Here is a 12107-nt window from a genome sequence, read left to right as displayed (position 1 = left end):
TATGACTTGCGAAAAAACCAACGGTCCTGAATACATGATCCTCTCCCCGGGGAATCCAGGGCCGAAGCATGTCGGTACGGGTTTTTGCGTTCAAGTCGGTGACACCCCGAAAATGGATGTTTTTATCCACATTTCAGATAGTTATCTGGTAACCACCCAAGTTTAACGGGACAACAGTGAGTAACCACATATTCCGAAACGATATGGGAGGGCCAGTTAAACACTGGTGTTTAACTAGCCAGGGCGGACGCATGTCCTTATAAATCAACAAGTTATAATTAAACTTTATTGTCATGTTCGGCCTGTAACTATCTGAAGTCATTGATTTTAAAAAATTTTATACACGCTCGCCCTGTTTAACTAGCTTGACAAACACGGTAGGGGCCATATATTTTGGTACCGTAAGCCCCGGATCTGCCTCTGCTAGAGTGGTTTCACTCGAGTATGCACCCGGGGTTAAGCCGTTTAGGGCCCCTGTTTTTTCCTTTCGTTTCCCCGGCAGTCCCCCTCTCGTGGATCCTTCGGGCTCGCAACCTTTCCTCAGCATTTTCCGTGGCCTAGTTGCTGGACGTGACCGGACACCTCCTCTCGTATAGGAAACGCTGATGAATCAACCATCCGAGGACTCGATGCATGGCCCGTCATCCCCATATGGACCAGGAAATGGACCAGGAACAGATCGCCTTGTCGGAGATGCTTGATCGCATCCTGAACAAGGGGGCCGTTATCATGGGCGAGGCTACGATCTCGGTGGCGGGGGTGGACTTGATCTACCTGAGCCTGCGGGTCCTGGTATCCTCCATCGACACGGCGCTGCGCGGCGCCGAGACCTACCCGGAGGAATCCCCATGAGCGGCGTCGCCGATGCGGATACCCGGATCCTGTCGGAGGACATGACCGAGTTCGCGCGCGTCATGCGCTCCGAAACGCCGCCGGATCAGCGGCCCGTCACAGGCACGGCTCCACGCATCAATGTGTCCGATGACGACGTCAAGCGCGGACTTGGCCGACTAGTGCTGGCACTGGTGCGTCTGTTGCACGAGCTCTTGGAGCGTCAGGCCATCAGACGCATGGACTCCGGCACCCTCACGGACGATGAGATCGAGCGGTTGGGCCTGGCCCTGATGAAGCAGACCGAAGAGATCGAGCGCTTGCGCCGAACGTTCGGGTTGGAAGAGGAGGACCTGAACATCGATCTGGGACCGCTAGGTAAGCTACTCTAGCCGAGGCAACCCATCGCGCAATCCAATAACCGGGGAAAGACATGGCGACACAGACCAGATTAAAGCACTCGCTCGAGACCAGCAACTTGGCCGACGTGCTCGAACGCGTGCTCGACAAGGGCGTAGTGATCGCCGGCGATATCAAGATCAAGCTGGTAGACATCGAGCTCCTGACCATCCAGCTACGGTTGGTCATTTGCTCGGTGGACAAGGCCAAGGAGATCGGTATGGATTGGTGGTCCCAGGACAGCGCCTTTCGTAGACTCACGGACAAGGCTCCCGATGCGACCGAACTCGCGCAACGGGTCAGTCAGCTCGAGGCGCAACTGGCCGAACGGTCCGGTCCGCAGGTCTGAGAGCCTGTCTGGCATGAGGTGCTGACCTGGGGTTAGTCCTTGGCTAGCTTCTTCGTGGCGACATTGAGGTGGAAGATGGCTTTATGGAGGTCGCCGAGACTCAACATGCCCACTAACATGCCTTCGTGCGCCACCGGGAGCCGCCGGAAGCGATGACGCACCATAACGGAAGCGGCCCGCAGCACATGCATGTCCGGAGACACCGTGATGGGATTACGGGTCATGAGGTCGCTTACCGACAAGGCCAACACATCCTTGTACTTGGCAATCTGCTTGTCCAGATCCACATTACCCATGCCCTCCTCCATTAGGTTCTCGAGCTTCGGAAACAGGCTGTGCAACACATCCTTCTCCGCGATGATCCCCACCAGCTCGCCGTCGTCCGCTACCACCGGGATACCGGGGATCCGGTACAGACACATGATGGAGGCTACTTCCATGACCTTGGCATCCGGGCTGACCGAACGTATGGCGCGACTCATGACTTCGTGAACTTGCATGGAACAGGCGTCTCCTCTTGGGATGAGCGGGCTTAGAGGCTGTCTAAAAAAGGGCCATAGGCCAAAGTAGAGGGTAGGCTGGGTTGAGGAACGAAACCCAGCGTTTACGGGCAAGTCTGGCTTGCTGGGTCTCGTCCCTCGACCCAGCCTACCGCTTTGAAACCAACATGTTAGTTTTTAGACAGCCTCTTAGACCCGCTGGATGCAGGACTCCCGGCGACAAGATTCCGGCAACTCCACTCGACTGTTGGTTTTGTTGCAGTGGTCACCACTCAATCATCGGGCGAGCGCATATAAATCTTTCCGAATCCCCTCAACCTCCCTCCCCCTGCGAGTGTCGCAAAAGACGACACTTGCCGCGATCCAGGGATCAAGCACTCGGTTTGACTGCCGCAACCGGTTGAAGATGTAGGAAGATTCGGACCGGGTTGCACCTGGGGCTCGGTGTGTGGTCACTTGACGACCGCTGCCAGAGTTTCTTCCGTTAGTGTGTCACTGGGTCCGATCTTCCTCGGTAATTCCTGCAGCAGCGATTCGTTTGCCGATCCGGACACTGACTCCCCTCTCGACTCAACGGCATTATCGAATACCTTGCCGGACGAGAGAAGAGCGATCGCAGACATCAGCAGGAACATAAAGACGATCACGCCGAGGGCCGTGGCCACAATATGTCTTAGCTCGTTTCTCATGGATTTCTCCCGCGCGTAGCCTCGATACTGTTCATGCAGCACCGATACATTCAGGGCACCTTGAAAAATAGGTGTTTTCACCGATCAAGCGAATCTAACCTATTGATTATTCAAGCGTGCCATTGATGAAAATCATGTTTTTTAAGGCGCTTATTATATGATTTTAATATCATTATATTAGCTATCACGAAGATATAATAATTATAACTATTGAGAAAATAAGGATTATTTTTTATGTTTTATTTTGCCGATAAAACATGAGAGTGTCATATAAAGAGTATAGCACTTTATTTTTTCGATGCAGGGCTAGGTCCTGTCGACATTTAACCCGATAGACTACGCCCAACTCAGCTATTTAGGGGTGTAGAAATGGTTCGCCTGAATTTGCGTGACGACCAATGGGAACGGATCCAGCACCGGTTGCCAGGCAAGGCGTCAGACCGCGGACGGACCGGTCGCGACAACCGACTGTTTGTCGAGGCGATCCTGTGGCTGGCCCGCTCGGGCGCCCCGTGGCGCGAGCTTCCCGCAGCATTTGGAAACTGGAATAGCGGGTATCAGCGATTCGCCCGTTGGCACAAGCATGGCGTGTGGTCCGAGGTGTTCGAAGCGTTGGCAAAGGATTCTGATGTTGAAGAAGTTGTCATCGATAGCACCGTGATTCGGGCTCGTTGAACGCTTTTTCAATCGCATCAAACACTTGCGGCGCGTCGCCACGCGCTACGATAAGCTGGACGGGCGCTACCTCGCGTTCGTGGCGAGCGCCTCGATCTTGATCTGCCCGGCTTAAATGTCAACACACCCTAGTACATAATTTCGACTAATATTGCAAACTTCTCGGAGGAGGCACATAGTCAAGCTTAGGCGATTATGCCCGCAATATAAGTTGAAATGATGTACTAGTCCTCACGCAGCAACCGGAAGCGCTGTCCCGGCGCCAGGTCCGGTGCGGCCACGCGCAGGTGCTCACCATCAGGCTCCTGGTCGCTCCCGAGCAATATGACGCGGAGGCGCTGGCCGTCCTCCCGGGTGACCCAAAGCTCCTCGTGGCTATGCTCCACCGCCGCGCTGGGCAAGGTCACGGCACCGGTACGTTCCGGGAGCCGCAGACCGAGCCGCGCCCGCAGGCCGCCGCGGTGGGGCTCGACCCGGTCACGGAGCGCCAGATCCACGGCAATCTTGCGGGTAACCGGGTCGAATCCGAGATAGGTGCGATAGATGGACGCGACCACGTCCCGTTTCAGATCCGGCAGATGCAGGCGTAGCCCGGCGTGGTCGGAATCGGTCAGGGTCCTATACTGGTCTGGGGTGAGGGCGAAGGGTACGATCAGGGTGGTGAAGTCCGCGGCCGCACCGACGTTTTCCCCCTCCTGCACCCACTGACCCGGCTCCAGGTTGCGGCGGGTGATCCGCCAGCCGGCGGGGGCGCGGATGCGGGTCCGCAGCAGACGCTCCTGGAGCACCTTCTGCCTGTTCCCTAAGACCTGCAGCTCGTAACCATTGTCCCGCAGGGCCTGCTCCAGGGCATCGAGCTGGGAGGCGGAGGTGTGGTCCCGGCGGGCCAGCTCGGTGTGGCGTTTGACCTCCCGCCGATCATAGGCGACCCGGGTCCGGAGGCGTTCCTGTTGGATCTTGACCTCCGCCAGCTCCAGCTCGATGAAGGTAGCGTCCAGACGCGCGAAGATCCCGTCCTTACCGATGGTCTCACCGATGTCATAGGCGACCGCGACCACCCTGCCTGCGGTCTCGGTCGCGAGCGGCAGCTCGGCGCGCGCCCGGGTGAACCCGGTGAGGGTCACCTCCCGCAGCGCAGGCTCGGCGGTGGCGAGAGGGACGCCCGGCTCCGCCGCGACGCCGGACCCGGCCACCATGGCCGCCAGCCATAGGGCCTTGAATGCCATTGTGCTTTGTCTGTCCCTATTTCCACTATTTCCCGCTACACCGGCACATCCAGCGAATCGGGATACAGCTCGATACCCAAGTGTTCACCGACCTGACGCGCCCGATCATCGATCATGGGCGATACCACGATCATGCGGGTTGCTTGCCTTTTATGACGCCGCTCATAAAAGCGAACCTTGCGTTCGAAGGTATGCATGTCGGATTTGCTCATCGACGACTTGAGCTCACAGAGAATCAACAGGCCGTTTTTAATGATCACGTCGAGCTCGACCTGATCCGGTCGCCCAAAGACCTCGCCCTCATCGTCGAACTCGTTTACATTGATTACCTCCACCTCGAAGCTCTCCACCAGGATGGCGGCCAGTGCATCGCGGAAGGCCCGTTCCGATTGGGTGCCCCAACGTGATCCCAGTGCGCCGAGTGAGCGATCGATTCGCTTATTCATTGCATCGAAGCGCCGATTCGACTCTTCCCAGTTGCGTCTATTCTCCTCCTTTTGTTCCTCCCATTTGCGGTTTTGTTCGTCCCATTTGCGGTTTTGTTCGTCCCATTTGCGGTTTTGTCCATCCAATTTGCGGTTTTGTTCCTCCCATTTACGGTTTTGTTCGTCCCATTTACGGCTTTGCGCCTCCCGATCCCGTGCCAATTCATTCAGCATCCGGGTAAACCGGTCCTCCGTCTCCACTTTAGTGGGGAAATGTTCACGGGTAACACTTAGAATATAGTCACCCAGCGATGGATCGCTGCGTAGCAGCTGCGGGAGATGGCCGCGAATAGAGCGAATCATTTCCTCTTCTGTCACTAATCCGGTCATGGTAGACCTCCGTCAATTATGGATTCATGCCGAAGCCCATACACCCGCATCATCTTTCGCAATGAAGTGACAATATAGGATTTCTACGGCATGAACGATCACCATCAGAAGGATACCTCGAAAAATTCAAGTTCGCCTAATCAGATAGCTTCTAAGAACCACGAATGCACACCAATTCGTGTCCGTTCGTGGTGCTTCTTCCGGCTCTCAGGTTCCAGCCGCATCGATTGGGGTGGGGGAAGGCTGCGTCAGCTTGGCAGCAAGCCAACGGCAGCGAGATGCTCGGTCTGGGCCCAGGATCTCACTGTCCAGTCGTTTCCGTCGATGTCAATCCGGTTGATGGTGGCGTTGCGCAGGTCGATCCGCATCCGTTCCTCGATTCCTTTCCCGACCGCACGGCGGTAGCAATCCCCTAGGGGGCCGCCGTGGCTCACCACCAGGATGCATTCCCCCCGGTGGCGCGCGGCGATCTCCGCGACCGCCCCGGTCACCCGTTCGAACCGCCGGCGGAGGCTTTCGCCGCCGGGTATGGGCTCGTCCACCAGATGCTCGCGCCGAATCCTAGTGGCCTGCGGTTGATCCCGTTCCGCCTGGGCCCGACTCAGCCCCACCAGCACCCCCAGGTCCCATTCGCGCAGGCGTGCGTCGGCGCGAACCTGCTGCCCGTTGTAGCGGACGATCGTCCAGGCGGTCTGGAGGGCACGCAGCAGATCACTGCTGTAGACGGCATCGAAGCCGGTGTCTTGCAGACAGGTGGCGAGGGCCTCGGCTTGGGCTCGGCCACGCCGGTTCAGCAGAACCTGGAGGTGACCCTGGAGGCGCCCTTCGGCGTTCCAGTCCGTCTCACCGTGACGGATAAGGGTGATGCGCGTGGACATGGTAGGTCAAGGACTGACCTGGTTACGCGCGCTCACCTCCCTTGTCGCCCTGCGACCCGCAAGCGGAGGGCGTTGAGCCGGATGAAGCCGGTAGCGTCGCCCTGGTCGTAGGCCCCGGCATCCTCTTCGAAGGTGGCGAGGGACGCATCGAACAGGCTGTTGGTCTCGGACCTGCGGCCCACGACCATGACATTGCCCTTGTAGAGCTTCAGGCGCACCTGTCCATTGACCACCCGCTGGGTGCGGTCGATGGCGGCCTGGAGCATCTCGCGTTCCGGCGTGAACCAGTAGCCGTTGTAGACCAGCTTGGCATAGCGGGGCATGAGCTCGTCCTTCAGCTGCGCCGCCTCCCGGTCCAGGGTCAGGGACTCCATGGCCCGATGGGCCTTTAGCATGATGGTCCCGCCGGGGGTTTCGTAACAGCCGCGGGATTTCATCCCCACGTAACGATTCTCCACGATGTCGTTGCGACCGATACCGTGCTCGCCGCCGATGCGGTTGAGCGCGGCGAGCATCCCGGCGGGTGTCAATCGCTCACCGTCCAGGGCCAGGATGTCCCCACCCTCGAAGGTCAGCTCGAGGTAAGTCGGCCGGTCCGGGGCCTGCTCGGGCGCGCGGGTCCAGCGCCACATGTCGGCGGCCGGCTCGGTCCAGGGGTCCTCCAGGTCATTGCCTTCGTAGGAGATATGCAGCAGGTTGGCGTCCATCGAGTAAGGGGATTTGGAACCCGCGCGCTTCATCTCCACCGGAATACCCTGGGACTCGGCGTAGGCCAGCAGCCTTTCCCGGGACAGCAGGTCCCACTCCCGCCAGGGCGCGATGATCTTCACATCCGGCTTGAGGGCATAGGCGCCGAGCTCGAAGCGGACCTGGTCGTTACCCTTGCCGGTAGCGCCATGGGCAATGGCATCGGCACCGGTTTCATCGGCGATTTCCACCAGGCGTTTGGCGATCAGAGGCCGGGCGATGGAGGTCCCGAGCAGATACTCACCCTCATAGACGGCATTGGCGCGAAACATGGGATAGACGAACGCGCGCGCGAACTCCTCGCGCAGATCCTCGATATAGATCTCTTTGATCCCCGCGGCCGCGGCCTTGGCCCGGGCGGGTTCGAGCTCTTCACCTTGACCGATATCGGCGGTGAAGGTGACCACCTCGCAGCCATAATGCTCCTGCAGCCACTTGAGGATAACGGAGGTATCCAGACCACCGGAGTAGGCCAACACCACTTTCTTGATCTTGTTGCGCACGATTGGATGACTCCTAAGACGAGAGGCTTTGACGTTGCCCAACCCCTGTGGTTTTCTGTTGCCCGGTAACAGCCAAGCGTATGGAATCTTCCGGGAGCGGACTATGGGCGACCAGGCCGAATTGAGCATCCTCAAACCCGACGATTGGCATCTTCACCTGCGGGACGGGGAACAGCTGGCATCGGTGGTCCATTATACGGCGCACCGTTTCGCCCGTGCCATGGTGATGCCGAATCTCCCGGTCCCCGTTACGGACACCACCCAGGCCATCGCCTATCGCGACCGCATCCTCGCCGCTCTGCCCGAAGGATACGGCTTCGAGCCGCTGATGACCCTGTATCTCACCGACAACCTATCGCCCCAGGAGATCGCGCGCGCCGCCGCGTCCGGGTCGGTCCATGGGGTGAAGCTCTATCCCGCGGGGGTCACCACCAACGCCGCGCACGGCGTCACCCGCATCGACCGCATCTATCCGGCATTGGAGGCGATGCAGCGCCTCGACCTGCCGCTGCTTGTGCATGGGGAGGTAACCGCCGAGGCGGTGGATATCTTCGACCGTGAGCAGGCCTTCATCGATCAGGTCCTCTACCCCCTGATCCGTGATTTCCCCGAGCTGCGGATCGTCCTGGAGCACATAACCACTGCCGAGGCGGTCCGGTTTATCCTCGCAGCACCGCCGCAGTTGGCGGCCACCATCACGCCCCATCATCTCTTGTACAACCGCAATGCCATCCTGGCCGGCGGTATTCGGCCCCACTTCTACTGTCTGCCGGTACTCAAGCGAGAGACCCACCGTCAGGCACTCGTCGAGGCCGCTACCAGCGCAAATCCGAAGTTCTTTCTCGGCACGGACAGCGCCCCCCACCCGCGCGCGGGCAAGGAGACCGCCTGTGGATGCGCCGGGATCTTCAGTGCCCACGCCGCGATTGAGCTCTATGCCGAGGTCTTCGAGCAAGCGGGGGCACTCGACAGACTGGAAGGCTTTGCGAGCCAATTCGGGGCCGATTTCTACCGCCTGCCCCACAATCAGGAACGCATCCGCCTGATCAAGGAGACCTGGCGGGTTCCGAATTTCTATCCATTCGATCAAGACCGGCTGGTGCCGCTGCGGGCTGGCACAACAGTGGCCTGGCGCCTGGCCGATTGACTCTGATCCGCTTTTCCGCTTTCCATGTCACTGCTTTTCGCGTATGGTGCCGAACATTGAGCGCCGGCCGGTGTCTCCCGTCTTTCGGTTGGCCCCCTTCCCCAGGGCCCATCAGGAATGATCCGTATCCCGACACCTCCATCGGTTCAGGAAACCTCCGGGTGAGCCGGTTTGCGGGGGCTATACATATCTTAGAGCCTGTCTGGCTTATGCGTTCGTAGCGAGGGATCGAGGGGCAAAAGGCAAGATTTTTGCGCTCGACTGAGGCGAATAGTGGGCCTAATTTAACGAAATCGAGCGGAAAATCTGGCCGTCTTCTTCGATTCCGCGTAGAACAGTCGTAAGTCAGACAGGCTCTCGCAGTCGCGGGGTGGCTGCGGCCATACCGCAAGGCCCTCCGACCGGCATGTGCATAGGCCGGACTGACCGGCCTTTCTCTCCTTCGATGCACAGCTTTTAGGGACTTATAGACCGATGAATATTTATGTTGGCAACCTGGCTTATGGTGTGACTCAAGACGAACTGCACGAGGCCTTCAGTGCCTATGGCCAAGTCGAGAGCGCGAATTTGGTCACCGACAGGGATACCGGCACCTCGAAAGGGTTCGGGTTCGTGGAGATGCCGAGTAATGCCGAGGCCGACGCTGCGATCAAGGCCCTCAACGGGACTCCGTTGAAAGGCCGCAACATGAAGGTCAACCCAGCCAAACCGCGCGGTGATCGCAAGTCGCAGAACCGCCGCTTTTGAGCCTGCGAGTAAGGGTTACCGATCAGCGAAAAAGCGGAACGGCGATCGCCAGAATGATCGAGAAATCGAGCCCGCGTAGGGCGGGTTAGGCCAGGGACGGCCGCCACCCGCCATTGGGACCACCACCTGACGGCGGGTGATGAGGCACCCAATCACAGTGGCCAACTCAGCCCCGAAGTGTGCCTCTCACCCGCCCTACGCGCGCTTCGTCCTTTTCTCTTTCGTATTCCGACCCACCACGGCAAGCGGTCAGCAGCTAACTTAGAGGCTGTCTAAAAATTAAGGTACTGATTTTAGGGCATAAAATCTGAAAATTTCGCGCTCGTCCCACGCTCCAGCGCCTGCCTGTGCGTCCCTGCACGCAGACAGGTGGGAACGCCGTTTTGTCCGCTCCAGCGGACGCAGCTTCTCCGTGCTGATCGGCGTTGGCTGTTAACCTACCAGGCACTTAATCGACGCTGGAGCGTCAGATCCCTCCTCCGTCGGGACCGGGTCTGCTCCCACGCTGGAGCCTGGGGAGCCAGCCGAAAATCAATGCCAGTAGAAAATCAATAGGTTAGTTTTTAGACAGCCTCTTATAAACAAGGGTTTGCCTTTTTTGCCAGACAGGTTCTTAGATTCTCTGCCCGGCGCGGTTTCCGTGGTCGCGCTCCAAGCGTCCGATTAGACCTTTTCCATCACATAGAATACATATCCGTAGCTGTCTTCCGAACTGCCGAAGATTCGGATCTCCTCCAGGGTTTCACTTGCAAAATCTCTGACCGCCTGGTCGGGATGGTCAAGCAGCGATCGGGCCCGGGGTTCCAGTCGGTCGTAATAACCCTCAATCCAGGTCGCTCTTGGTAGGGTATGGGTGGCGAGGATCCTGTAGCCCGCGTCCTCGGCGACGCCCCGATTCTCATCGGCACTGCGCATATCAGAGTAGCCGGTTTTGAAGAACCGGCGCACATCGGCGGGGACCTTCTCCTGCAACCACGAGAGCTCGCTGACGACCGCAAATCCGCCGGGTTTCAGAGCGGAGTGCCATATCTTGAGCGCATGCGGAAATCCGATGTTGTAGGCAGCCCCCTCGGACCAAAGCAGATCAATCCCCTGAAACCTGTCCGCAATGTCTGCCATATCCATACAATATGTTTGAATCAGAGGCCCGATTCCGGCCCCCTCGGCACCTTCTATGAGGCTGGACAAGAAAGGTTCGTAGGTATCGACGGCGTGCACAGGATTCCGGAGTCGGTTCGCCAGTGCCAAGGTGTGCCGTCCCCTTCCGCAGCCTGCGTCGACAATCAGTCCATGGGGGACCTTGGGGAGCATATCGAGAACCTGCAGCGTATCGGAATCACTCCCGGGGCCTAGCTTCTCCATACCCCCGAAGACCAGATCGACCGGATTGGCATGGCTCATTTCATCTGAATCTCCATCACCTACGGGTAAAGCGATTGCGCACGATCGAATGTCGGATTACGGCACGTTCGAATGCAATCCCATTAAGCCCGCGTAGGGCGCGGGTTAGGCCAGGGCGCCATTGGGGACCACCACCTGACGGCGGGTGACGAGGCACCCAATCACAGTGGCCAACTCAGCCCCGAAGTGTGCCTCTCACCCGCCCTACGCAGGCTCTATGTCATCTCCGGGGTTCGAGAAAGTTGCCACAGCTACCCAGATTAAGACAATCTACGGTTTCAAGATAGATCGCCTTCGGATCCAGGGTAACTGCGAGATTACCACCGACTGCAGGAAAAGCGCCGTCGCCGCGGCGCGGGTGGAGCCCCGCGCCCAGGCCTCGGCAAACGCCGATGGTAATACACGCAGCTTGGGTCTGATCAGCCCGCGCCGCTTTGCCGCCGCACTCCAAAAACCTCACCGAGGACACACAGCATGACCGAGACCATCCATAATGTCGATCAGGCTGAGATCGGCAAGTTCGAGGAGCTGGCCGCCCGCTGGTGGGACCCCAACAGCGAGTTCAAGCCCCTGCACCACATCAATCCCCTGCGCCTGGACTATATCGACCGGGCAGCAAAGCTCAAGGGCAAGGAGGTCTTGGACGTGGGTTGCGGCGGCGGCATCCTGTCCGAGAGTATGGCTCTACTCGGCGCACAGGTGACCGGCATCGACATGGGGGAGCGACCCCTGCAGGTCGCCGAGTTGCACACCCTGGAGTCCGGCGTCCAGGTAACCTATCGCCGGGTCCTGGTGGAAGACCTGGCCGCGGAGAGCCCGGCCCGGTTCGATGTGGTCACCTGTATGGAGATGCTTGAACACGTCCCCGAGCCGGCGTCCGTGGTCACCGCCTGCGCCCGCCTGGTGAGACCCGGCGGCTTCGTCTTCTTCTCGACCCTGAACCGCAACCTCAAATCCTACCTGCTGGCGATCATCGGCGCCGAGTATATCCTCAATATGCTGCCGCGGGGCACCCACGACTACGGACGTTTCATCAAACCCTCGGAGCTGGACGCCTGGGTCCGGGCCGCGGGGATGTACACCCAAGACATCACCGGCATGACCTACAACCCCCTGACCGACACCTACCGCCTCGCCGACCGGGATCCGGACGTCAACTATCTGATGACCTGCCGCCTGGACTCGGATTGAGTATGGGAA

The 12107-nt window shown here is 59.0% G+C and carries 13 protein-coding genes and 1 pseudogene; 7 read left to right on the top strand and 7 right to left on the bottom strand.

The window, feature by feature from the left end:
• Positions 1 to 633: 633 nt before the first annotated feature.
• Genes E1958_RS17175 through E1958_RS17165 form a run of 3 tightly spaced genes read left to right on the top strand, consistent with a single transcriptional unit; the run spans position 634 to position 1579 of the window.
• A complete protein-coding gene (locus E1958_RS17175; protein ID WP_207787512.1) occupies positions 634 to 852 on the top strand; it encodes a gas vesicle protein in 219 nt (72 codons plus the stop codon).
• Complete coding sequence (locus tag E1958_RS17170) at positions 849 to 1223, top strand: gas vesicle protein K (protein WP_133512953.1); 375 nt, start codon at positions 849 to 851, stop codon at positions 1221 to 1223. Before E1958_RS17175 ends, E1958_RS17170 begins: the two co-directional genes overlap by 4 nt.
• A 41-nt stretch (positions 1224 to 1264) precedes the next feature.
• On the top strand, positions 1265 to 1579 hold the full coding sequence (locus E1958_RS17165) for a gas vesicle protein (RefSeq protein ID WP_133512952.1): 315 nt from the start codon (positions 1265 to 1267) through the stop codon (positions 1577 to 1579).
• A gap of 32 nt (positions 1580 to 1611) precedes the next feature.
• Here the strand turns inward: E1958_RS17165 and E1958_RS17160 are convergent, their stop codons facing one another.
• The gene (locus E1958_RS17160; protein WP_089729541.1) at positions 1612 to 2079 is read right to left on the bottom strand and encodes a CBS domain-containing protein; all 468 of its coding nucleotides are present in this window, start codon (positions 2077 to 2079) and stop codon (positions 1612 to 1614) included.
• Between the two features lie 452 nt (positions 2080 to 2531).
• Complete coding sequence (locus E1958_RS17155) at positions 2532 to 2849, bottom strand: hypothetical protein (RefSeq protein WP_133512951.1); 318 nt, start codon at positions 2847 to 2849, stop codon at positions 2532 to 2534.
• Positions 2850 to 3137: 288 nt separating this feature from the next.
• Between E1958_RS17155 and E1958_RS17150 the strand changes: the two are divergent.
• Positions 3138 to 3434 (top strand): annotated as a pseudogene (locus E1958_RS17150) (transposase); the annotation flags it as partial.
• Positions 3435 to 3667: 233 nt separating this feature from the next.
• Here E1958_RS17150 and E1958_RS17140 read toward each other — a convergent pair.
• The 4 genes from E1958_RS17140 to E1958_RS17125 all read right to left on the bottom strand — a co-directional run bounded on the left by E1958_RS17140 (position 3668) and on the right by E1958_RS17125 (position 7612).
• Entirely contained in the window at positions 3668 to 4669 is a 1002-nt protein-coding gene (locus E1958_RS17140; protein WP_133512949.1) for an efflux RND transporter periplasmic adaptor subunit, read from the bottom strand.
• Positions 4670 to 4704: 35 nt separating this feature from the next.
• The gene (locus tag E1958_RS17135) at positions 4705 to 5484 is read right to left on the bottom strand and encodes a PD-(D/E)XK nuclease family protein (RefSeq protein ID WP_133512948.1); all 780 of its coding nucleotides are present in this window, start codon (positions 5482 to 5484) and stop codon (positions 4705 to 4707) included.
• 248 nt (positions 5485 to 5732) lie between these two features.
• Positions 5733 to 6362, bottom strand: a complete 630-nt coding sequence (locus E1958_RS17130) for a histidine phosphatase family protein (protein ID WP_133512947.1) — start codon at positions 6360 to 6362, stop codon at positions 5733 to 5735.
• A 32-nt stretch (positions 6363 to 6394) separates the two neighbouring features.
• A complete protein-coding gene (locus E1958_RS17125) occupies positions 6395 to 7612 on the bottom strand; it encodes an argininosuccinate synthase (RefSeq protein ID WP_424945095.1) in 1218 nt (405 codons plus the stop codon).
• 103 nt (positions 7613 to 7715) lie between these two features.
• Here E1958_RS17125 and pyrC point away from each other — a divergent pair, with 103 nt between their 5' ends.
• Positions 7716 to 8759 carry a dihydroorotase gene (gene pyrC, locus E1958_RS17120; RefSeq protein WP_133512946.1) on the top strand — a complete coding sequence of 348 codons (1044 nt, stop codon included), beginning with the start codon at positions 7716 to 7718 and terminating at the stop codon, positions 8757 to 8759.
• A 474-nt stretch (positions 8760 to 9233) separates the two neighbouring features.
• A complete protein-coding gene (locus E1958_RS17115) occupies positions 9234 to 9506 on the top strand; it encodes an RNA recognition motif domain-containing protein (protein WP_133512945.1) in 273 nt (90 codons plus the stop codon).
• 663 nt (positions 9507 to 10169) lie between these two features.
• Here the strand turns inward: E1958_RS17115 and E1958_RS17110 are convergent.
• Positions 10170 to 10907, bottom strand: coding sequence for a class I SAM-dependent methyltransferase (locus tag E1958_RS17110; protein WP_207787510.1), 738 nt, complete (start codon positions 10905 to 10907; stop codon positions 10170 to 10172).
• Between the two features lie 474 nt (positions 10908 to 11381).
• Here E1958_RS17110 and ubiG point away from each other — a divergent pair, with 474 nt between their 5' ends.
• Positions 11382 to 12098, top strand: a complete 717-nt coding sequence (gene ubiG, locus E1958_RS17105) for a bifunctional 2-polyprenyl-6-hydroxyphenol methylase/3-demethylubiquinol 3-O-methyltransferase UbiG (RefSeq protein WP_133512944.1) — start codon at positions 11382 to 11384, stop codon at positions 12096 to 12098.
• The last annotated feature ends 9 nt before the right edge of the window (positions 12099 to 12107 follow it).

It is taken from the genome of Candidatus Thiosymbion oneisti, assembly GCF_004359955.1.
Taxonomy (GTDB): domain Bacteria; phylum Pseudomonadota; class Gammaproteobacteria; order Chromatiales; family Chromatiaceae; genus Thiosymbion; species Thiosymbion oneisti.
Note: the sequence above shows the minus strand (reverse complement) of the source record. Positions and strands in the feature narration are given on the sequence as shown.

Bases quoted from the DNA above. Each gene is read 5' to 3' on its own strand.
- E1958_RS17140 (WP_133512949.1), bottom strand. From the start codon at position 4,669: ATGGCATTCAAGGCCCTATGGCTGGCGGCCATGGTGGCCGGGTCCGGC.
- E1958_RS17160 (WP_089729541.1), bottom strand. From the start codon at position 2,079: ATGCAAGTTCACGAAGTCATGAGTCGCGCCATACGTTCGGTCAGCCCG.
- E1958_RS17170 (WP_133512953.1), top strand. From the start codon at position 849: ATGAGCGGCGTCGCCGATGCGGATACCCGGATCCTGTCGGAGGACATG.
- ubiG (WP_133512944.1), top strand. From the start codon at position 11,382: ATGACCGAGACCATCCATAATGTCGATCAGGCTGAGATCGGCAAGTTC.
- pyrC (WP_133512946.1), top strand. From the start codon at position 7,716: ATGGGCGACCAGGCCGAATTGAGCATCCTCAAACCCGACGATTGGCAT.
- E1958_RS17175 (WP_207787512.1), top strand. From the start codon at position 634: ATGGCCCGTCATCCCCATATGGACCAGGAAATGGACCAGGAACAGATC.
- E1958_RS17130 (WP_133512947.1), bottom strand. From the start codon at position 6,362: ATGTCCACGCGCATCACCCTTATCCGTCACGGTGAGACGGACTGGAAC.
- E1958_RS17165 (WP_133512952.1), top strand. From the start codon at position 1,265: ATGGCGACACAGACCAGATTAAAGCACTCGCTCGAGACCAGCAACTTG.
- E1958_RS17135 (WP_133512948.1), bottom strand. From the start codon at position 5,484: ATGACCGGATTAGTGACAGAAGAGGAAATGATTCGCTCTATTCGCGGC.
- E1958_RS17110 (WP_207787510.1), bottom strand. From the start codon at position 10,907: ATGAGCCATGCCAATCCGGTCGATCTGGTCTTCGGGGGTATGGAGAAG.
- E1958_RS17115 (WP_133512945.1), top strand. From the start codon at position 9,234: ATGAATATTTATGTTGGCAACCTGGCTTATGGTGTGACTCAAGACGAA.